We start from the raw sequence: 23,193 nt of genomic DNA on the forward strand, positions 1-23,193 counted from the left end.
AATATTAAGTGCGTTTAATGTAATTAAACTAAAGGATTAGAGTTTATCTGTAACAATAGATAAGCTCTGATCCTTATTATTTTTAATTAACTAAACAGAAAATTTTTGTCGCATTAGCAAGGGATACTAATAGAAAAGCGTGTCCCTTTACCTAAGTTACTCTCTATCTCTATATCTCCGTTTAATTCTTTAATAATACTATAAGCAATCATAGTACCAAGCCCAGTTCCTTTTTCTGTTGTTGAATAGAATGGCAAAGCAATTCGTTTTATTTGTTGAGATGACATCCCAATTCCTGAATCAATAATATCAATTATGATATTTCCTTTTACTTTTTGTATATTTATTTGTAATAATCCACCATTTTTCATAGCCTCAATTCCGTTTTGGATGATGTTGTTTAGACAGAGTTTGAATTTTTCGGGGTCCCCATTTATATAAAAGGAATCTGTACTATTTTGTTTGATTTCAACTTTGTATGATAGAGCGAGTGGTGAAATAGTATCTTTCACCTGATTTAAAATGTGATTAATATCTATTTTCTCTTTTAGGGTGTTCTGTGGTTTGGTTAAAGATAAATAGTTATTAATAGTAGATTGTATTTGCTGCATTTCAATTAACATGATTTCTAAGTATTGATCCTGAGATAGCTTAGAGGCATGTTTTTCATTTAATAATTGAGTGAATCCATGTACCGTGGTTAGTGGATTGTGGATTTCGTGTGCAATTGACGCTGCTAGTTCGCTAGCTATATAAAATTTTTCAGCTCGTTGTAGCTTTTCTTTCATTTTATATTTCTCAATCATTCCCTCTATTAAATAAACTGATAATAATACTGTGAAAATATTAATGATTATGTAATTTAATAAAAATTCTATGAGAGTAGAGTCTATTTTCCCTCCTGTATGTATTTGAGTTACAATACCGCAAATAGAAAGTGAAGTTGTACATACTAAAATAAGGAGTAAGCTTAATAATACTTTTTTTTCTTTAACATACATAGGTAATAAGTAACGAAAGAGCATTGTTATACCAAAAATAATAGTGAAGATAATAAATGATGGAAGAACGCCATTTCCGCCTAAGTAAAACCGATAAGAAAGATATAAAATTCCTATAAAAACAATGTTTTTTGTATTTCCATATAGAAAAACTAATATTATAGGAATAAAACGTAAATCATAAATAAATCCCACATGTAAATGAAAAGGAAAAGTCATACAAAAAATAATAGCAATGGAGGAAAGGATAGAAAATAATATATTATTACATGTTGTTTTTTCTTTAAACTCTAGCCAAAATACGTGATAGCTAAGGATACAAATTATTATAATAAAGGTATTTAATAAAAGAGTAGAAATTCCCATAGTTTTGCATCTCCAATAGTTTGTAAGTAGAATTATGTATGAGTTGGACATAGATGTTTAGTATTAGTAGACTTTTTATCTAAAAAAGGAAGGGTACTTGAAAAATGCTGTTATATTACTCGTATTAAAATTGATAAGGAAAATAGAAAAAATCTATTTAAATTTATGTACATATGAAATTATAAACTAACTTGTGTATAGGTAAAATTGGGATTAAGTTACTGATAAAATAAGGTTTTTTAAGTATGAATATTCTGTAAAAATGATATACATGGTGACTCCTGTTTTGTAGCCTTCGTTATATTAACATGGAATATATCAAATTACAAAGTGAAATTTTAGAAAAATTTTATTAGTACATTTTATCTGAAATAGAAATGCTATTTATGTGAGTATTTTGGTACTTACTCGTATAAAACTTTGTTAGAAAAAGACTTTAAAATTCACATGTTTTTTATGAAGCGTAATATTGTAGCTTTATCTATGTGGGTTTCTCAATAACTATTAAGGTGAAAAGTTAAGATATATAGGTTTATAGATATGAATTATTACATAAAAACGTACTTGGAAAAGGATGTATGATGGTAATAGAATACAAACATCAAGGGGGAACTTAAAATGAAGTTAAATAAACTAGTGCTTAGTTGTGGAGTAATTTCAGCATTAACACTTGGTGTGTTAGGGAATAATACTTATGCTGAAGAAGTACACAAAACGAATGATCCAATTCATGTAGTTGAACATGTTTCTGCAGACTTATTATTAACCCAAACAATGGATTATAGTGGCGAGGCTGAAACTTCTTTCGTATATGATGGGAGTACTGACTTAAGCTTCTCTATGAAAAATAATGGTCAAAATACAATGGGATATAGTGTAAAAGGTCCAAATACAGAGCTAATTGTTGGTGGTTATATAAAACCTGGAGAACAACAAATTAATGTTACAAATGTACGGAATGCTTTATCTCCATTACCGAATGGAACATATAAAATTTACGTTTCAAATGATGATGGTTCTAAGGGGCAATTCCAAGTTTCAGTAAGATCTATGAATTAAATTTAAAACGCTTTGCTTTTAAGTTAATTTAATCTTTACTTATTGGAAAGAAGCTAAATTGAATTGAGAATTACCGATAAAAATGAAAACGAGCACCTTATCTAATTGTGAGAGGGTGTTCGTTTTTGGCTATTAAACAGAAAACAATTATAAATACATTTTGATATTTCCATTGCTAACCTACTAGATTGTGTCAACGAGAGAATGTCTACTATAAAAGATATCAAAATAAAGATGATGTAACATTCCGCTAAATTATATGGGGAAATAGAAAAACCACTCTTATATGAGTGGTTTTTAGTAATTATTTTTAGGTTATACATTTAAAATTAGGCTAAGTTATAGAAATAATAAACATTTAATCCGTTGTTATTATTTTGGTTCTGGATAATGATTGTAGTATGAGATTCTAATAAATTCTTGGTAGACATTTGTTAATTTGGCATCTCTAAGAGCATCGTTGAATTTTTGCATACGTACACTCCCTTGAGCGTAGCCTCCACCTGGAGTATAAGGGTTTCTTGCTTCAAAGTCATCCAAAAATACTTTTAATTTTTTATAGTCTTGAGATTGATAGAAAGCCACGGCCTCTTCAGGAGTGACATCAAAGTAAGAGGATGACGTTGAGTTATAAGAAGCTGCTTGAGCAGTAGGTGCCTCTAGCATAGTTGCAGCTCCACCGAACATAGTAAGCGCCATAGAAGATACAATAATTTTTTTTAACATAATAAAACCTCCATGTAGAATATTGGATTAACAGTAACCCTGTAATCATTGTAGTTACATTGAAAATGATTATCAAATGCAATATTGCATAATGTATCCCGCTATTTGTGGGCAGTAAGACTCACGCCCAAAAATTCAATGAAAGTAAAGAAGTTAGATGGGGATCGAGCTGAATAAAGTTTTACTTTATTCTTTAAATGAGGAGTCACCCTTATATCTCAATGAAGGAGCGTAATAGAGAATTAATAGATTAAAAGAGGTGTATAAATTATTCGGATTAACCAGAAAATGAAAAGGCTATTTTTAATAGGGAGAAAGCTTAATAACTGAAGTGAAGGAATTGGTATTTATATATTTAACATACATATTTGTCTTTTAACTTGTAGGCGTGTTTTAGAATTTGTATATAGTAAATTCGTTAAAAAACTTGATAAATAATAAAATGTGTAAATTTTTTTGACTATTTCATTAAAATTATTTAATATTTGTAATTTATTGTTTTATAATGATAATCGGGTCGATCGTGAATGTTTTAGATATTGCGATATATACTCGGATTAATTTATTCTAGGGAGGTTACAAAATTGGGTAAGAGAGTCATTATAAGAGTTTTTACATTATTATCAGTACTGGCATTATTCCTTAATGTATTTTTACCTAGGGCTAGTGCAGAGGTTATGACGCATGAGAAATATTCAATGGACTGGAGTTATAGTAATAGTCTAGGTAAGTACATTCGCACTGAAATGATTAAAAATTCAAGTGGTCAAATTGCTTATTGCTTAACTCTTGGATTAAAATCACCAAATGGTGAAGATCTTCCTGAAATGGGGAAAACAGATAATGTAGTATATAGAGTCTTATTAAATGGTTTCCCACAAAAAAGTGCTGAACAGCTGGGAGTAACTAATAAAAATGAAGCGCATTATGCAACGCAACTTGCGGTTTGGAATGCATTAGGTCAACTCGATGTAAATGAATTAAAACATGAGAATAAAAATGTTGAAAAAGCAGCTAAGGCTATTATTAGTAATGCTAATAATAGTGAAGAGACTCAAGATGTTTTTATGAATGTGATTCCTGCTGAAAAGCAAAAAGCAGAATTAAAGGGTGAATTCTTCGAAACAAATCTATATTCAGTACAAACAAATGCTAAGAGTGGTTCTTATAAGGTAGTAGCGAAAAATGCACCTAATGGAGTTAGAATTGTTAGTGAAAATGGAGAAGTGAAAGATCAGCTTTCAGTTGGAGAAAAATTTCGTATCCAAATTCCTAAGAATACAAAAACGGGTGAATTTAATTTAAGTGTAGCTGCTAATTTAACTAAAGTTCAAGCAATTGCTTACCGTGGTACGGATACTGTTCAGAACGCTACAGTACTATTAGAAAGAAATGAAGAAAAGCTTAGTAGTGATCTTGCAGTAAATTGGGAAGCAGCTGGTTCTTTAAAAATTAAAAAGGTTGGAGAAAATGGAGAAGTTTTAGCTGGTGCAGTATTTGAGGTCTTTAATGCAAATAATGAATCAGTTGGAAAAATCACGACTGGTGCTGATGGTATGGCAGAATTAAACAACTTACCAATTGGTATTTACACATTAAAAGAAATTAAAGCACCAACAGGCTATGTTTCAGATGATAAACCACAAACTATTGAAGTTAAGACAGGAGAAACAGGAGCTGTCCAAATAGTAAATAACAAAGTAAAAGGTAACATCGAAATTAAAAAGCTCAGTGATTCAGGAAAGGTTTTACCAAATGTTGAATTTACAGTCTTTACTGAAGATGGAAAAGAAGTGCAAAAAGTAGTAACAAAAGAAAATGGAATTGCAAACGTTGAAGGTCTTACGTATGGTAAGTATTATTTCTTAGAGACAAAAACACCTAATGGATATATTGGAAATAAAACAAAGTATCCTTTTGAAATTAAAGAGCACAATAAAACACTTACTTTTACAGTGGAAAATACCGAAGTGAAAGGTAGTGTAAAATTACTAAAAGTAGATAATGAAGATATTAGCAAAAAATTAGAAGGTGCAGTATTTGAATTGAAAGATGAAAGTGGAAAAGTAGTTGGGGAATATAAGACAGATAAAAATGGCGAGATTAACGTCAAAGATTTAGCGTATGGTAAATATTCATTTGTAGAAAAGGCTTCTCCACATGGTTACGTTCTTGTTAAAGAACCAATTATGTTCGAAATAAAGGAACATGGGAAGATTATTGAGTTATTGGCAGTTAATCATCTTATCAAAGGTGATCTAGAAATTACAAAGGTAGATGTAGCTGATGGAAATAACAAGCTTCCAAATGCAGAATTTACGATTTATAACGAAGCAGGAAAAGAAGTAGTAAAAGGAAAAACAGACGATAAAGGAATCGCTAAATTTGAAAAATTACCATTTGGAAAATACACATATAAAGAAACTGTTGCGCCAAAAGGTTATGTATTAAATGAAGAAACGTTCTCTTTTGAAATTAAAGAGAATGGTCAAATCATTAAACACATTGTCAAAGATGAAAAGATTCCTTCAATAAAAACAACAGCTACTGATAAAACAGATGGTACAAAAGAAATACACACGTCTAAGTCTGTAACAATCCAAGATAAAGTGGAATACAAAGACCTACAAGTAGGTAAAGAATACACTTTAAAAGGTAAATTAATGAATAAAGAGACTAATAAACCATTAGTTGTAAATGGAAAAGAAGTAACAGCTGAAACGAAGTTTACACCAAAAGAAGCAAATGGCTCTATTACATTAGACTTCACATTTGATGCAACTGGTTTAGAAGAAAAAGAGGTAGTAGTATTCGAAGAGTTATTGAAAGAAGGAAAAATTGTTACAACACATGCTGATATCAATGATAAAGGTCAAACAGTTAAGTTCGTTAAGCCATCAGTAAAAACGACAGCAACAAACAAAGCTGATGGTGGAAAAGAGATTCATTCAAAGGATTCTATCACTATTCAAGACAAAGTGGAGTATACTAACTTAGTTGTAGGTAAAGAGTACACTGTAAAAGGTAAACTAATGAACAAAGCTATTAACAAACCATTATTAATTGATGGAAAAGAAGTAACAGCTGAAACGAAGTTTACTGCAAAAGAAAAGAACGGTTTTGTAACATTAGACTTTACTTTTGTTGGTGCTGAACAGCAAGGAAGAGAAGTAGTCGTGTTTGAAGACTTATTACATGAAGGTCAAGTAATTGCAACACATGCTGACATTAACGATGTAGGTCAAACAGTTCGATTTGTAGAACCTTCTATTAAAACGACAGCAACAAACAAAGCTGATGGTTCTAAAGAGTTAGACGCTTCTAAATCTGTAACAATCCAAGATAAAGTGGAATACAAAGACTTAATCGTGGGTAAAGAGTATGTTGTAAAAGGTAAACTGATGGATAAAGCAACAAACAAGCCATTATTAGTTGATGGAAAAGAAGTAACAGTAGAATCTAAGTTTATTGCTAAAGAGAAGAATGGTTCTATCACACTAGATTTCACATTTAATGCTTCTGCATTACAAGGTAACGAAGTAGTAGTATTTGAAGAACTGTATCAAGATAATATATTAGTAGCTATTCACGCTGAAATTGAAGATAAGGAACAAACAGTGAAATTTAAAGAGGTAAAGCCGGAACAACCTAAACCAGAACAGCCAAATTCAGATAAAAATACTCCAACACCAGAGCAGCCTAACGAGCAAGTAAAAGAACAACCACAACCTAAGCAAGAAATTCAATCTAAAATTGGATGGTTACCGCAAACAGGTACTAATCTTACAAGTTGGATCTCTATGGCTGCAGGCGCATTACTGTTAATTGTTGGTGGAGTGATTTTCTTAAAACGTAAAAATGCATAGAAATTAAAAAATAAGCACATCTGTTTTTATAACAAGATGTGCTTATTTTTATCATTTTAGCCAAGAAGACTCCTATATTCAAGCGTGAATGGCATTTAAAATAGCAAATTTATTTGTAGTAAATAATACATAATTTTGTTTTACTGTTTTAATTAAAATACGGTCTGTTGTCCCATAAGCTGTTCCAATACGTATGACATCTACTTCTTCAACACCAGCATAGGTAGCATCTTCGGTAATCTCAATCACATCACGTAATGGAATTGTAATCTCCGCCAATTGCCATGAAATAATTAACTCTTCATTTGTTTTTTTTACATTAATGCCTAGCATTATACCAAGACCCTTCAATAATAATACGCTACACTTCTAATCTTATTATATAAATTTTTAGATTTTTTATCTATATGTAGGAATAGAATTTATTTATATTTGTGAGCATCTTAATGATGTCAAACAAATAGAAGGATATACAGTCTTTCTATTAAGAAATATGGTAAGAACAAAAGTTCACTTCAAATTAATATGAATTTGATATGGTTGAGATATTATGAACGAGAAATAGTAAGAGTTGCAGGAAGGAAATGAATAATGAGACTTAAATTAGTAGGAATTTTCATTTGTGTAATTATGATGTTAGGTATCTTTATAATTACACCAATCAATCTATTGGTAAAGAACCAGATAAGACGAACTATGAATCTCGTGAAAACTCCATAAATAAAGAGAAAGATAGTAGAGGAAAAGGGCAATCCAAATACAATGAAAGTTCTTTTGCTAGTATACAGGCTGTAGTTAATAAGGAATATGGATTACCCGAAGACTATAAACCAGAGGATTTAGTTGTACCAAATGTACCATTCTCATTTAGTGGAACGGTAGAAAAGAGCCACCTCCGTAAAGAGGCGGCAGAAGCACTGGAAAAGTTATTTGATTTAGCAAAGCAGGAGGGGATTCAGTTAAATGCTGTTTCGGGATTTCGTTCCTATGACTATCAACAACGATTGTATACAAACAATGTGAAAAGAAAAGGACAAGAGCATACGGATCGCTTCTCGGCAAAACCAGGACATAGCGAACATCAAACAGGGTTAACAATGGACGTTTCTTCTAAAAGTGCGAACAATGAACTAGAGTTATCCTTTGCTAATACGAAGGAAGGAAAATGGCTGAAAGAAAACGCGCATTGCGCAGGGTTTATCATTCGTTACCCTAAGGGAAAGGAAAGTATTACAGGTTATGCATATGAACCTTGGCATATTCGCTATGTAGGAGATATTGCTGAAAATATATATAAACAAAAGCAGACTTTAGAAGAATACATGAATCTATGAAAATAGAATTGAAGAATTAAACTGGCTATCAATAGACGTGAGATTGTAAAAGGCAGGGGATATAAATTAAGGTGTTTTTTAATTTTTTTGGTGAAGAGGGAAGGTCTCCCTCTTCTTTTTTCATTCCTTGTAAAATTTGAGGATGTCTTAAGGGAATGAAAAGATGGATTGTGTGAATTTATTAATATAGGCTACTTTAGGTGGCTTCTAGAGATGTTTTTTGAGGGAATACAATGTTATAAGTTTGTAGTATTCATTGCAGCAATTGACTATATTATAGGAGCATTCACGTTGGAATATAACAGAGAATTATAGAGTAAAGTAGGATTCAAAAGCATTGTTAAAAATGTTGGTGTTATAAGTTATTTTCCTATCAAAATAATTAGTCTTTTTTCAAAATTTAAGGTTGTTATTTTATTATATCTAGTAACTATTTATATTATTTAATAATTACTTTGTTTACTATTAAGGTGATTATCTTACAAAATTGTAAGGTTATTTTAATTGACACTCGTATGTATAAGTAACTATACTGGTTACACAATATTGGTGAGTATATTTAATAATCTCTATCTATAAGTGTATGTCCGAGGATTATTTTTGGAGTAATAGTTCGATTTTAAATTCGTTATACGATATATAGCGATATAAATAACGTGATCTATTCTTTATTCAAAGTCGTATTATTTAAAGATTAATTATAAATGATATATTTACCAAATTGTAATAAATTGATAGAGGTGTTACATTTTGAAATATAAATTAATTGCTACAGGAATTCTTGCTGGAAGTCTATTATCCTACTCATCTAATACATTTGCAAATACTCATAAGTTCCCAGATGTTCCTGCATGGGCGGACAAATCCGTTAATTATTTAGTTGATAAACAGGTATTGAATGGCTATCCAGACGGAACTTTCGGTTCAAATGACTCATTAGACAGAGCTTCGGCTACAAAAATTATGACAAAAGTTTTAGGTATACAAATTGACTCTAATGCAAAACCATCATTTACAGATTCACAAAACCACTGGGCTACTCCGTATATTGCTGCTGCTGAAAAAGCTGGTATTGTTAAAGGTGAGGGTAATGGAATCTTCAATCCATCCGGAAAAGTAACTCGCGCTGCTATGGCTACGATGCTAGTAAATGCATATAAACTACAAAGCACATCAAATCATAACGAGCAGGTTAAATTTGAAGATTTAAAAGGGCATTGGGGAGAAAAATATGCCAATATTTTAATCGGTTTGAAAATTTCCAATGGTACTGAGAACGGTTGGCAACCAAATAGATTTATAACACGTGCTGAAGCTGCTCAACTTACTGCAAAAACAGATATGATGCAACATCGTCCAAAAAACCCATTAGAAAGTAAAACAATCATTATTGATCCTGGACATGGTGGCGAAGATCCTGGGAAATCCACAAAGGGATTACCTGAAAGTAAGATTGTACTAGACACTTCTTTACGTCTACAACAATTACTTGAAAAGCATACACCATTTACAGTTTTATTAACTCGTCAATCTGATAATAGACCAGGACATGATCAAAAAAGTTCTTTACAGGAACGTGTTAAATTTGCTAAGAAAAATCAGGGTAATATCTTTATAAGTGTACATGCAAATGCTTTTAATGGTAATGCAAAAGGGACAGAAACATATTACTATAAATCTTCTAAATCCGAAAAAACAAATCCTCATGTGGAAGAAAGTCGCGTTTTAGCAGAAAAAATTCAAACACGTTTAGTAGAGGCACTTCAAACACGAGACAGAGGAGTTAAACATGGAGACCTTCATGTTATAAGAGAAAATGACATGCCAGCTGTGTTGACGGAACTGGCGTTTATAGATAATGGTATTGATTACAGTAAATTATCTACGGAAAATGGCAGACAAATTGCAGCAGAAGCCATTTATGAAGGAATTTTAGATTATTATGAATGGAAAGGAAATAATGTATCTGAATATAGGCTGTAATAAGTAATTGAAAATATAGTAATTCTCGAAATGAAGAATTCTATAATTTTTTTGTATTTTTTTAAACAACAATTTTAAATTTGTATTTAAAATTGTTGTTTAAATCGTTACTTTATGTTTTAATAATATTGATAATAGTTATCAATAATAGTGAGAGGAAGATTAGTGAAACATGTGTTTTTAGTTAGTGTCATAAAGTTAATGAATTTCTATATTGTATGGCTATGAATCTATCTCTATTTTTGTGAACTAGAAATAATATATTTATATCTTTTAAATGTTTAAGAAGGAGTGGCTGTCTGTATGAAAAAAGCAAAAGAAATAGCTAAATGCGTTGCGGTAGCGTCCGTTATTATGTCTGGATCATTTGGTTTACAAGCAACATCTGCATTTGCAGAGTCTAAAGGAACTGTAGAAAATCTTCAAAATGGTGGGAAGGTCTATAATAGTTTTAAAACTACTTATGACATGAAGCAAAATATCAAAAATTCAATAAAGGTTTCTTTTATTGAGGATCCTTACGCAGATAAAAAGATTGCAATTGTTACCACCGATGGTAGTAATATAGATGCTAAATATACAATTAATAGCGGATACTATAACGCAGGTTTAAAATGGCCATCAGCCTATCATACTGAAGCAGAAATAACAAGTGGTGATAGTGCTCAATTCCATAAAGCTGCCCCAGTTAATACAATGACTTCAGCAAAGGTCACTTCTGAGGTAGGGTATACACTTGGTGGAAGTGTTAAAGTAGGAGTAAATGATAAAGGGCCAAATGCCGATGCAAGTATCACAGGTAGCTTTGCTTGGAAAGAAAGTGTATCTTATGATCAAGTAGATTATAAAACGGTATTGGAGACTCACACAGATAAAAAATTAAATTGGAAAGTAGGATTCCAATCATTTAATTTCCCAGAGTGGGGAATTTATAATCGTGATTCATTCAATACTTTCTATGGTAATCAACTATTTATGAAATCACGTAGTTATAATGAAGGAACGAATAATTTTGTTTCAAAAGATACAGTACCAGCTTTAACAGGATATGGTTTTTCTCCAAACGTAGTAGCGGTTATTACTGCTGATAAAACAGAAACTACATCAGATTTAAAAATAACAAATCGTAGAATTTCAGATCAGTACAATATCGAATGGGTAAGTTCAAAATGGTGGGGAACAAATAATAAAGATACATATAATGAATTCTTTACGAACCACTATAAATTAGACTGGAAAAACCATCAAGTTACTCTTGATAAACAAAAAGCCCTTGAAGAACAAATGAATAGTATCAACAGTGTGAATGATAAACTTAACAAAGGAAAAGGGAAATTATCTCTTTCAATGAATGGAAATCAACTCCAAGCTACGTCTAGCAATGCTGGTTATGGTATCAGTTACGAAGATAAAAATTGGGGTATCTTTGTAAATGGTGAAAAGGTCTATACTTTTAATGAAAAATCAACTGTAGGCAATATATCTAATGATATTAACAAATTAAACATTAAAGGACCTTATATCGAGATTAAACAGATTTAGTCAGAAAATGATGGACGATTGATGGACAATTATCTCATCAAGATACGAGTACGCTAGTTTATTTTAAATTTGTATAATGTAACGAAAGGACCAGATCTTATTTATTTTATAGATAAGATCTGGTCCTTATTACTTTTTTGTTTGCACACGAAGTTAAGATAACATTAGATGTTTTTTGTCCAGACTTTCACTCGATTAGAAAAGAGCATAAAGTATTTGAAAGCTATTGATGCTACGCAAGGGGATATTGTTTAAAGTAATCAGAACTTCATCGGTTGTTAAGTTACCACTTTAAATATATAATTAAATTTCATTAAAAAGATACTCTATTCAAAGTCCTTATTGGGTTTTTGAAGTGAAATATATACTATTTGAGGTGTGTGAAATGGGGAAATCTCGAGAGCAGACGATGGAAAATATCTTAAAGGCTGCTAAGAAAAAATTTGGAGAGCGTGGCTACGAAGGTACGAGCATACAAGAAATTGCAAAAGAAGCGAAAGTGAATGTTGCTATGGCCTCTTACTATTTTAATGGGAAAGAAAACCTATATTATGAGGTGTTTAAGAAATATGGTCTTGCTAATGAGCTACCCAATTTTCTTGAGAAGAATCAATTTGATCCTATCAATGCCCTTAGAGAATATTTAACGGTTTTTACTACACATATAAAAGAGAACCCTGAAATTGGATCATTGGCATATGAGGAGATTATTAAGGAAAGTGCACGATTAGAAAAGATTAAACCGTATTTCATAGGTAATTTTGAACAGTTAAAAGAAATATTACAGGAGGGTGAAAAGCAAGGAGTTTTTCATTTCTTCTCTATAAATCATACGATACATTGGATCACTTCTATTGTTTTATTTCCAAAGTTTAAAAAGTTTATTGATTCTTTAGGCCCAAATGAAACGGATGATACAAATCATGAATGGATGCCAGAAGACTTAGTGAACAGGATTGTTACTGCATTAACAGATAAACCTAACGTGTAAATTATTCAGTGTATATGAATTCTATTATTACTATTTAAAGCCTAATTTCTCAATGTATTGTAGAGAAATTAGGCTTTTTTCAACACGTCATTAAAGTATTTATAATTCAATGACTCAATTTGCTGATTATATTTTCAAGTATTCGTTTTGAGCTACATAGATATAGTTTTTGTTGCAACTGTTTGTTGAAATGCTTTATCATGCTCAACAATAACCATTGTGGGATTAAATTGTTGAATAAGCTCTTCGATTTGCATACGGGAATAGATATCTATAAAATTTAGTGGTTCATCCCATATATATATATGAGCTTTTTCACATAAGCTTTTAGCGATAAGCAGTTTTTTCTTTTGTCCACCAGAATAATGAGATATATCTTTCTCAAATTGAATTCGGTCAAAGTCCATCTTACGTAGGATGGATTTAAATAAGGTCTCATCAATCTTGTGCTGTTCAATAAAGTCTGATAGCGATCCCTTTAAATGAGAAGTATCTTGTTGGACATAGGAAATGATGAGTCCTGTACCTAAAATAACTAAGCCTGTATGCTGTATCGGATGTCCTAGAATTAGTTTTAGGATACTACTTTTTCCGCTCCCATTCGTTCCATCAAGTACAATTCGGTCACCTTGTTCAACTATGAAGCTAATCGAATCATTCACAATTTGGTCATCGTACTTAACGGACACATCAACCAAAGTAATCAATTCATTTGATTTAAATTGTAATTGTTCCAATTTTAAGGACTCAGTTTTCTCCACATTTTTTAGTAATTTTGACTTTTCTTCAATAGCTTTTTGTTGTCTTGATTCAAGGTTTTTTGCTCTTTTCATCATCTTGGCTGCTTTATGACCTACAAACCCCTTATCCAACTTAGAGCCTGAATTCCTCGTTCCATTTTTTGAAGCTTCCACATCATGAGACCAACTTGCTGAACGCTTGGAAGACTGTTTTAATCTCCCTATGTCTTTTTGTAGACGCTCATTTGTAGCCTCTTCGTGCTCTTGCTGTCTATCAAAATTTAACTTCCAAGAAGAATAGTTACCACTCTGAACTTCAATATTTGCTCTATTTATAGATAGGATATGGTCAACGCACCCATCTAAAAAGATTCTGTCATGTGAAATTAAAATAAATCCTTTTTTCTTCCTTAGATAATCAGAGACTATCTTTCGTGCATCAGTATCTAAGTGATTTGTTGGTTCATCAATTAATAGGAATTGGCCCTCATTTAAAAACAGTGCAGCAAGCAACACCTTTGTTTGTTCCCCATTTGATAATGTTTTAAATGGTCTGTATATGACCTCAGCATCAACATTTAAATAGGATATCTCACGCAGAAATTCCCAATCTTCTGCTTGGGGACAAATTTCTTCAAGGATTTCATAAGTGAATTTGTTCTTATCTGCAACAGAGTAGGGGAAGTAATTGAATTCTACCGAAGCAAGGATTTTCCCGCCATACTCATAATTCCCTAACAATAAATTAAAGAATGTCGTTTTACCTCGTCCGTTTCTACCGATAAATCCTAGCTTCCAATCCGTATCTATTTGGAAGTTTACACTTTCAAAAATATTATCAAAGCTACCTGGGTATGAAAAAGTTAAATCTTGGACTTTTATCATTGACATAATAATTCCTCCTTTATATATCGAAACGTTTCATATAAAGTCGGAACATCCATCCATTTTTTAATTGCTCTATATAAGTTTGATGGATATTAACGACTTATATAGAGCATTACATGTGTAACAATAGTGTCTGAAGTACTCATTTTTCTCGCTCCTTTATTTGTTAGGTACATTTAACAATTAATAAGTTCCAACTAACATAAACGGGAATAAAAAAATCCCCCAATTGTAATCGGAAGGATTAGTCTTTCGTCTATACTTAATAAGTACTTATTAATCATTTGAATCATGACAAATAAAGTATGAACTGAATTTTAAAAATGGATAGACTAACCCTATATTTTGTAGTTTGAAGTTATAAAATTCAACTTAAAATATAAATTAGTTAATCATTATTCATCCATCATTCCTTTCATAATTCTATTTTTAGAGTAACATTCTTTTTAGAGAGATGCAATATCAGCTTCAGCTTCACCTAATCCTAGATTATTTATAATTCTTTGAGTAAGGAGGAAATATGAAATTGACATCAATCTAAGTTGTAACTATAATTGTTACAGTTAGTTTCGAAAACTAATTCGAATTTCTATGTTAAAGATAGTATATTTTCATTCCTTTTTAAGTGTGACAGTTAGCAACTAACTATAATTCAATAGAGGATTAGATTTTATCTCATATTTAAAGAGTAGATAAGTTATACAATCCAAATTTACGATGCACAAATACTTGAAAAACTACATTTTTTAACTGATCCTTTTTGGAATCCTCAGTATTGAAAATTGTAAACATCTACAAAAAGTTAATAAGACTGTTGTATGTAGAAAGAAATCTTTTAAAAAGGTCATAATATGGATAATAGGTAGCACACATTTTAATTAGTAGGAGTTGTGCTACTATCAAGACATTTCTTAATAAAAGTATAGAAAAAACTCAAGAAGGTGAGTCCATTGCGTAAATATGCATATGTGCAATTTTATGTATTGATATTGGCTTTAATAGCTTATATAAGCTTTTGCTGTATATTTTTATTTGTTCTTCCGAATCATTATTTCGTATCAGATTTTAATATCCGGCTATCATCTTTAGTCGTTGAAACTACTGTATTTATCTCATTACTGTATTCTATATTATCCAGAAAAATTAAGTTAGGAGTATTCTGGATTTGCATAATTATTGCGATAGGGTGTTTCCTGATAGGAAATTTCATATCTGCTTTTCAAGTACTTAATGTAGAATTACCAATACAAAATTTTAATATCTCTGATATATTTTTGTTGTTTTTCTTATTTTTCTTTCTCTTTGCGTTTTTTTATAAAATTATGATGGAATGTAACAAATGGGAGAGAGCGTATTTACTTTGTGATTTATGCATTGTTGTTACTGCTATTTTTACATTAGAGTGGTACCTATTTAATAAACCTTCCGCAAATATCTTATTCTTTTCAATTGGAGATGTTTTTCTTTCATTTATTTTTCCGATTATAGATTTATTGCTTCTATTACTTGGAGTTACACTAATCTTTCGACCTGCTATTTTCAATGCAAAAAGTAAATTGTTTATTTTTATCTTAGTATTAACTGGATTGGCTATTACGGACTACTTATATTTTTACTTACAAGATGATTTGTCAGATCGTTCAGTTATATTATTAAGGTGTTTGTATAGAGTTTTCCTATTATTTATCGCTATTGCTGCTACAATCCCAAAGAATACTTCTTCTAAAAGAAATTATTTTATTGTCAATCCGAAATTTGGAAGGGAACTTCTTGTCATATTTCCTTATCTTGCAGTTGCAGTCTTAATTGGCTTTACTTTGAAAGAACAAACTTCTTCAGCTACATTGATTACGGGAAATTGTATTGCTTTTGTATTTGTACTGATTCGTCATACAATTGTACGAATGCAAAACAAAGATTTAACCGAGACCTTAAAAGTGTTTAATAATCAATTAGAACAAACAGTATCTCAAAGAACAAGGGATTTAATAAACAAATCTAATGATTTGGTAAAAAATCAAGAGAGATTTAAGTCTTTATATGAGTATCATCCAGATCCTATTTTAACGATTGATTCAAATGGTATCGTATTAAATATAAACCAGGCTGGAAGTATGTTATTAGGAAAAGAAAGTGCTGCATTAATAGGGAAAGAGTGCTTCTCTATTTTTTTAGATGAAGATAAATCTGAATTGGAATCGGCTATAAAGAAAGGGAAACGATGTAGTTCATCTTCGTTACAGTTACGTGTGAAAAATAACAATGAGAAGGATATTCTCTTTTGGTATGTCACTATAGTTCCTATTATGATAGAAGGACAAACCTTTGGGAGTTATGTAATGGTAAAAGACATAACGAGGATGAAACAACAACAGGATGAGATAAATTATCTTGCGTTCCATGATACGGTGACGGAGATTGGAAATCGTATATTCTTCCAACAAGAATTAGATAGATCCATTAAGCGTGCACAAAAAACACAGGATAAGTTCGGGCTCCTGTATATTGATTTAAATCGCTTTAAGACCATTAATGATACATTGGGTCATTCGATTGGTGACAGAGTTTTAAAAGAAGTTGCCAAACGTTTTAGGACATGTCTGTCACCGACTATTCCTCTAGCAAGAATAGGTGGAGATGAGTTTGCAATCATTGTCCATAACCAAACAGAGCAACAGCTATTGGATTTGTGTAAAACTCTATTTCGTATAACTGAAGAACCATTTGTAGTAAATCAGCATAGTTTTTACTTATCTCTTAGTATAGGAATAGCAGTGTATCCATTTGGAGGAATAAATACTACTACACTTTTACAACACGCTGATATCGCTATGTATAGCGCAAAGGAAAAAGGTAACAATGCTGTTTGTATGTATGACGAGACATTATCACAAAAAGTAACTCGTCGATTACGATTAGAACAGGATTTACCAAATGCAATTGAAAATAATGAGTTATTTTTATTGTATCAACCACAAATTGATAGTAAGGCAGGTAAGGTTATTGGTGCAGAGGCTTTAATACGCTGGCAACATCCAGAGCTTGGGCTGATTTCTCCTTTTGAGTTTATACCTATCGCAGAAGAAACGGCGCAGATTATTTCAATTGGGAAGTGGACGTTACAGAAAGCGTGTCGACAACTGAAAGAATGGCATTCTGCGGGCTATTCAAATCTAAAGATGGGGATAAATTTATCAGCTATAGAGTTTGAACAGAAAGATTTTGTTCAAACAATGATATCTACCATAGAAGAGATAGGAGTACCTGCTAATTCAATTGATTTGGAATTAACAGAGCGAATAGCAATGGTAGATGAAAAAGAAACCTTATCGAAGTTAAAAGTATTAAAATCATATGGTGTACATTTATCAATTGACGATTTTGGTACAGGTTATTCTTCACTAGCGTATCTGCCTCTTTATCCAATTGATATTTTGAAAATTCCAAGAGAATTTGTTAATAGGATCGGAATTTCTACTGATGGAGATGAAATTATACAAACCATTATTTCACTTGCTCATACTTTAAACATGAAAGTGATAGCAGAAGGGGTGGAAACGAAGGAACAATTAACAGTGTTACAACGTAATGGATGTTATCTAATTCAGGGCTATTACTACAGTAAACCTGTAAATGAAGATGAATTTATCGATTTTTTAAGTACAATGCAAAATGAATAAGTGAAAAATCAGTATCTGTATAAAGTAAAGTGAAAAGACGTTCTATCCATATGGATTTGAACGTCTTTCTTATGTTTATTTTCAGTAGTTATGCAGCAAGGTTTCAGCCTTTGAAAGTAAAATACGTATCTATATTCCTTGTATTTTGGGCTAATGGGATATGAGGTGAAAATTGCTTCTTGTGAAAACGCATTAGGGACAGCTTGTATATTCTTAAAGCAATTTGAAAAAGGATTAGCAGTTTGTATGGAATTAGGAAATGAAGAGTATGTATATCATTTCAATATTTTACATTCTCTTAATGAATATGAAGCAATTAAACTCTTAGAAGAAGTGAAAAAAGTGTTTCTTACTTCGAAAAGCAAGGTTTATGGGATTTCGTAGAAGAATATGCAGATCTAAAAAAGGAAGAAATTATACAATAATCACATGCTATCATTTTTAATAGCTAATTAACAAAGGGACTCCAATTATGGAGTCCCTTTGTTAATGGGGTAATGCTCTGGTTTATCTAATTATAACAATATTTGTAAAAAATGCGAAGGGGTCCTAGTTTGGAGGGGGAATTATTTAATCTTTTTTATTTAATAAAAGGGATAATATTTAGTTATCTTCGCTTCTTAATTATGTTTTCTATCACAATTTGAAGTGAATTTCATTTAATCTTATTTATTTTATAGGAATTATAAGGTATACTAAAAATAGGTGCGAAATGTACCATTTGAAAAAGAGTGAATTGCAAAAAGGAATCCGTAAAGGATTCCTTTTTTGTTTCTTTGAAAATGAAGCAATGTTCTAATTATCCCTTTCATTTCTATGAATGCGCTGCGATCTTATAAACTAAAAAAGAATTTTTGGGAAATTGCCATATTCCTGTAACAAAACAAAGGTATGTTATGTGTGTTAAATATAAAGAGAAAGAAGGAAAAGTTGTGAAAAAAATTTTGCCAATTGTTGCGTTATTAGGCATGATGAGTTTCGGAGTACAGGAAATGAATGTAAGAGCTGATACATACCACAAAGGCGATTCAAAAATTAGTTTTTGGGATTCGAAAAGAAAGGGTACTAATTTCATGAATAGTACGTCATTACCTGAAAACTATAAAAGTGCAAAAGAAGCTAATATTGAATATGTACGTTTAGCACCTGATAAATGGGCAAAAGATAAAGATTTTCTATTTGAGGATAAACCAGATACTTCTGGAAAGGATTTTCTGATAGGTAATGCAGATAACTATCAGGGATTAGTAAAGGAGGATTTAGAAAAATTAAAGGCGGATTTAGATGCCGCACAATCACAAGGAATGAAAGTTGTTCTTACAATGTTATCCTTACCTGGTGATCGATGGCGCCAATTTAATAATAACAAGAATGACGACAGAATATGGGAGGAAGAGAAGTATCAAGAACAAGCAAGTCAATTTTGGAAGGATCTTGCTTTGGAATTAAAAGATCACCCCGCGGTGGTTGGTTATAATATTATAAATGAACCACATCCAGAAACAGTTAAAAATAATAGATATAATGATTTTTGGACGGAAGATTATGAGAAATGGTATGCAAAAGTGAAGGGAACGACAGCGGATTTAAACAGATTTTATCAAAAAGTAATCAATTCCATTCGTGAAGTAGACCAAGAAACACCGATTATTTTAGATTCAGGTTTATATGCTACTCCATGGGCCTTTAAATATTTAAAACCAGTAAATGATAAAAAAACCCTATATGCATTTCATATGTATGAACCATATGAATTAACGAGTCAAGGTGAAAAACAAAATAAGGAGTATCAATATCCAGGATTAGTAAAAGTAGGAGATTTAGAGAAACCTGTAATGTGGAATAAGCAGGGATTAGAGCAATTTTTGAAGCCAATCCAACAATGGTCTAAGAAAAATCATGTATCATCTAATCGAATTATTGCAGAGGAGTTTGGAATTAACCGTACTGTTCCAGGAGCTACCCAATACATGCAAGATCTTATTTCTATCTTCAACCAAAAAGGTTGGCATAAATCATTCTATGCATTTCGTGAAGACACATGGACAGGGATGGATTATGAATTGGGAACAGGAAAAATAAAATGGGATGAAGAGGGTAAACCGATGCGTCAAGATAATTCACTCTGGGATGTAATAAAAAAAGATTTACAAACGCGTAAATAGTTTAGAATATTAGGCCTAAGGACTAAATGTAAGCATCTAATTCAAATAGAATTAGATGCTTTTTATTTCGAAAAAAGGTGGAGTTGAATTAAAGATTCCATCTTTTCTTTTGCATAAAGAGTACCAATCAGGTTTATTTACAACGAAAAATAAGATTTTTAGAGAATAGCTTAGAAAAAAATTGTGGAGGTTCAAACAAATGTGGTCACAATTGTTTAAACCTTTAAAGTAAATAAGTTTTATGAATTTTTTGTGAGATTCCAACCCTTAAATGTTGAAAAATATTTACTGATTTCTCCAATTGGGTGTATTTCTCCAATTAGATGGGAGTTTAGAATACAGAATCAAAACATAATAGGCTGTTATCGATGAGTTTATCGTAAAGTTGTTATTTAATGTGTCATCAAATAACATTTATATACAATAATAAATAAAGAAAAGGAGATATTTATGAAAAAATATAGAGTAATAGACACAACTTAAATAGTATGAATAGTTTAGATTGTAAAAACATGAAGAAGAAAACAAAAAATCCTTAAGAGTACTAAGGAAAAATGAGGGAGATAATATGGGGAATAATTCAAAACATAAAACTAGAAAAATACTTGCAGCTACTGCTACAGTAACTATGCTTGCGACTGGAATGATTTCTTCATCAGATGTCTTTGCGGAGCAAAAGGAGCAGCAAAAAAATTTATCGACATCACTGCAAAGTGAAAAGTCAGTTAAATCAGAAAATATAACATTTACAGTCCCAGGAAAAGGAGATGTTGAGGTACTAAAACAACAGGAAAGAAAAAGTATGGCATTTAGTCCATATGAACCAACTGGTTTATATGCAAAACCAAATGAACAAATAACGATTAATGTAGAAGGTAATCAAGATATTCAGGTATATATTGGAACGTATTCGTATGATGCTTCTTGGAGAGAAGATTCTAAGATAAAATCATTTACATTAAAACCTGGTGTAAACACAATCCAATCTCCAAATGGGGGGCTGATTTATTTTTATAATAAACAGCAAGGTGGTACCATTCGAACAACAATCACAACAGGTGGAACGACTACGCCTTTCTTTGAACTAGGAAAGCATACGAAACAAGATTTAATAAACATGCTGGACCAATATCCTAATGCACATGCAGTGGAGTTAAAAGGCGAACGTGTATTAATTACGGCCAGCCCTGCACGTGTTAAGAAATATTTGTTGGGTTCTAATACAGATCCTGTACAACTCTTAAAAAAGATGGATGAAGCTACTCGAATTCAAGACAAAGTAGCTGGATTATCTGAAGAACAAGTAGATAAACATTATGTTCATTACGTAGAAGAAAATCATTCTCCTGATTATTATATGTATGCAACTTCTTATCGAACAGCATATGTAGGAGATGCAATCCAATACGTGTTAGATATTAATAAATTTATAACAGATGGCTGGGGCCCTTGGCATGAGGCAGGACATTTGAGACAACAATCGCCCTGGAAGTTTTATAATATGACAGAAGTACAAAATAATATATACAGCCTTTCTGTAGAAAAAGCATTTAATCAACCATCCAACTTAGAGAAAAGTGGAATTTATCCAAAAGCATTTCAATATTTAGAACAAGTGAATAAAAATTATGATGAAATTAGCGATGTTTTTGTAAAGCTTGTTATGCTTTGGCAACTACAGTTAGCGTATGGAGAGGATTTTTATCCTAAATTGCATCAATTGTATAGAGACATGCCTTCAAGTGAACTTCCACAAACTGATGAAAATAAAAAACAATTATTTATGATTTCAGCATCAAAAGTAGCCAAACAAAATTTGATTCCTTTCTTTGAGAAGTGGGGATTACGTCCAAATAACGATACCATTCAAAAGGTAGCTGCATTAGGATATCCAATTTTAACAGCAGAGATTTGGAAGGGTACGGATTCTAATCCAATTAAACCAGATATGCCTGATGTAAATAATATTTTAGAAGGAAACCAGTTTGCATGGTCGCTGAAAGGGATTGGAGATTTTGAATTCGCAAAAGTAAATTTAAATAAATCAACAGAAGAAATGCAAATTGATCTAAAAGCAGGTGTACCACATAACTACTTTGATAGTACATATGCAAGTATTAAAGTGCAAAACACATCAGGTAAAGTAGTATATAACAAGGAGTTTTATGGGAATAAACAGCAAAATGCTGGAACACAAAAAGTTTCAGTAAAGACCGGCGATTTTATTGAGCTTACACATTTAGAAGGCGGAGAGAGGGCAACATTAATAAATTTAGATAATAATAAACGTGAAAGTCTTGATAAAAAAGTAATGTATGAAGTTACAAAGGATGGCCTGAAAAAAGTAAATCAAATTGTTAATCCGAAACCAGATACAGAAGCTCCCACACAGCCACAAGGATTATATGCAAACAATCTTACTTCTAACAGTGTAGAGCTAAAATGGAATCCTTCTACAGATAATATAGGTGTAAAAGAATATCAGGTATTACGTGATGGACAATTGATTCAAACCGTACAAGGAACGACATTTATTGATCAAAACTTAACAGCTAATAAGGAATATAAATATGCAGTGAAGGCTGTAGATGCAGCTGGAAATACATCAATTCAAAGTGAAATTCTTCCGGTAAAAACCAAAGATCAAAATGTATCTTATGAAAAATGGGATCCAAAGAAGGCATATACAAAGGGCGATAAAGTAGAACATCAAGGGACGGTGTATGAAGCGGTTCAAAATCATCAAGGAAATGGTGACCCGAATTGGATATTTGCGTTATCTTTATGGAAACCACTTACAATCAAATAACATGTAAGAATCAGATGTGAAGATAGAACAACATAAAATTGGG

Annotated in this window: 13 protein-coding genes and 1 pseudogene; 10 read left to right on the forward strand and 4 right to left on the reverse strand. The window is 31.5% G+C overall.

Features of this window, described 5'->3' with window-relative positions; genetic code table 11:
* Nucleotides 1–113 precede the first annotated feature (113 nt).
* Nucleotides 114–1,367 carry an ATP-binding protein gene (locus tag AC1Q51_RS24850; RefSeq protein WP_090977443.1) on the reverse strand — a complete coding sequence of 418 codons (1,254 nt, stop codon included), beginning with the start codon at nucleotides 1,365–1,367 and terminating at the stop codon, nucleotides 114–116.
* A gap of 618 nt (nucleotides 1,368–1,985) precedes the next feature.
* Here AC1Q51_RS24850 and AC1Q51_RS24855 point away from each other — a divergent pair.
* Nucleotides 1,986–2,426 (forward strand): hypothetical protein, encoded by a 441-nt coding sequence (locus tag AC1Q51_RS24855; RefSeq protein ID WP_071714644.1) that lies wholly within the window; start codon nucleotides 1,986–1,988, stop codon nucleotides 2,424–2,426.
* A gap of 372 nt (nucleotides 2,427–2,798) precedes the next feature.
* Here the strand turns inward: AC1Q51_RS24855 and AC1Q51_RS24860 are convergent, their stop codons facing one another.
* Nucleotides 2,799–3,152, reverse strand: coding sequence for a hypothetical protein (locus tag AC1Q51_RS24860; protein ID WP_000913814.1), 354 nt, complete (start codon nucleotides 3,150–3,152; stop codon nucleotides 2,799–2,801).
* 584 nt (nucleotides 3,153–3,736) lie between these two features.
* On the opposite strand from AC1Q51_RS24860, the gene AC1Q51_RS24865 reads away from it, so the two are divergent.
* Nucleotides 3,737–7,018: a VaFE repeat-containing surface-anchored protein gene (locus AC1Q51_RS24865; protein ID WP_090977445.1), complete on the forward strand. Its 3,282-nt coding sequence runs from the start codon at nucleotides 3,737–3,739 to the stop codon at nucleotides 7,016–7,018.
* 78 nt (nucleotides 7,019–7,096) lie between these two features.
* Here the strand turns inward: AC1Q51_RS24865 and AC1Q51_RS24870 are convergent, their stop codons facing one another.
* Nucleotides 7,097–7,351 carry a SunI/YnzG family protein gene (locus tag AC1Q51_RS24870; protein WP_000900689.1) on the reverse strand — a complete coding sequence of 85 codons (255 nt, stop codon included), beginning with the start codon at nucleotides 7,349–7,351 and terminating at the stop codon, nucleotides 7,097–7,099.
* A 258-nt stretch (nucleotides 7,352–7,609) separates the two neighbouring features.
* On the opposite strand from AC1Q51_RS24870, the pseudogene AC1Q51_RS24875 reads away from it, so the two are divergent.
* The 4 genes and pseudogenes from AC1Q51_RS24875 to hlyIIR all read left to right on the forward strand — a co-directional run bounded on the left by AC1Q51_RS24875 (nucleotide 7,610) and on the right by hlyIIR (nucleotide 12,868).
* Nucleotides 7,610–8,352, forward strand: a pseudogene (locus AC1Q51_RS24875) (M15 family metallopeptidase).
* Nucleotides 8,353–9,102: 750 nt separating this feature from the next.
* Nucleotides 9,103–10,335, forward strand: a complete 1,233-nt coding sequence (locus AC1Q51_RS24880; protein WP_000875659.1) for an N-acetylmuramoyl-L-alanine amidase — start codon at nucleotides 9,103–9,105, stop codon at nucleotides 10,333–10,335.
* Nucleotides 10,336–10,638: 303 nt separating this feature from the next.
* On the forward strand, nucleotides 10,639–11,877 hold the full coding sequence (gene hlyII, locus AC1Q51_RS24885) for a hemolysin II HlyII (RefSeq protein WP_000709371.1): 1,239 nt from the start codon (nucleotides 10,639–10,641) through the stop codon (nucleotides 11,875–11,877).
* 385 nt (nucleotides 11,878–12,262) lie between these two features.
* On the forward strand, nucleotides 12,263–12,868 hold the full coding sequence (hlyIIR, locus tag AC1Q51_RS24890; RefSeq protein ID WP_090977449.1) for a hemolysin II regulator HlyIIR: 606 nt from the start codon (nucleotides 12,263–12,265) through the stop codon (nucleotides 12,866–12,868).
* Nucleotides 12,869–13,020: 152 nt separating this feature from the next.
* On the opposite strand, the gene AC1Q51_RS24895 is transcribed toward hlyIIR, so the two are convergent.
* Nucleotides 13,021–14,499, reverse strand: coding sequence for an Lsa family ABC-F type ribosomal protection protein (locus tag AC1Q51_RS24895; protein ID WP_000061792.1), 1,479 nt, complete (start codon nucleotides 14,497–14,499; stop codon nucleotides 13,021–13,023).
* Nucleotides 14,500–15,446: 947 nt separating this feature from the next.
* Between AC1Q51_RS24895 and AC1Q51_RS24900 the strand changes: the two genes are divergently transcribed.
* The 4 genes from AC1Q51_RS24900 to AC1Q51_RS24915 all read left to right on the forward strand — a co-directional run bounded on the left by AC1Q51_RS24900 (nucleotide 15,447) and on the right by AC1Q51_RS24915 (nucleotide 23,150).
* The gene (locus tag AC1Q51_RS24900; protein ID WP_139213273.1) at nucleotides 15,447–18,176 is read left to right on the forward strand and encodes a sensor domain-containing protein; all 2,730 of its coding nucleotides are present in this window, start codon (nucleotides 15,447–15,449) and stop codon (nucleotides 18,174–18,176) included.
* A 153-nt stretch (nucleotides 18,177–18,329) separates the two neighbouring features.
* Nucleotides 18,330–18,560 (forward strand): hypothetical protein, encoded by a 231-nt coding sequence (locus tag AC1Q51_RS24905; protein ID WP_029948057.1) that lies wholly within the window; start codon nucleotides 18,330–18,332, stop codon nucleotides 18,558–18,560.
* Between the two features lie 512 nt (nucleotides 18,561–19,072).
* Nucleotides 19,073–20,341, forward strand: a complete 1,269-nt coding sequence (locus AC1Q51_RS24910; RefSeq protein ID WP_090977453.1) for a glycoside hydrolase family 5 protein — start codon at nucleotides 19,073–19,075, stop codon at nucleotides 20,339–20,341.
* A gap of 568 nt (nucleotides 20,342–20,909) precedes the next feature.
* The gene (locus AC1Q51_RS24915) at nucleotides 20,910–23,150 is read left to right on the forward strand and encodes a M60 family metallopeptidase (protein ID WP_090977455.1); all 2,241 of its coding nucleotides are present in this window, start codon (nucleotides 20,910–20,912) and stop codon (nucleotides 23,148–23,150) included.
* The last annotated feature ends 43 nt before the right edge of the window (nucleotides 23,151–23,193 follow it).

Source organism: Bacillus sp. MT94 (assembly GCF_058792475.1).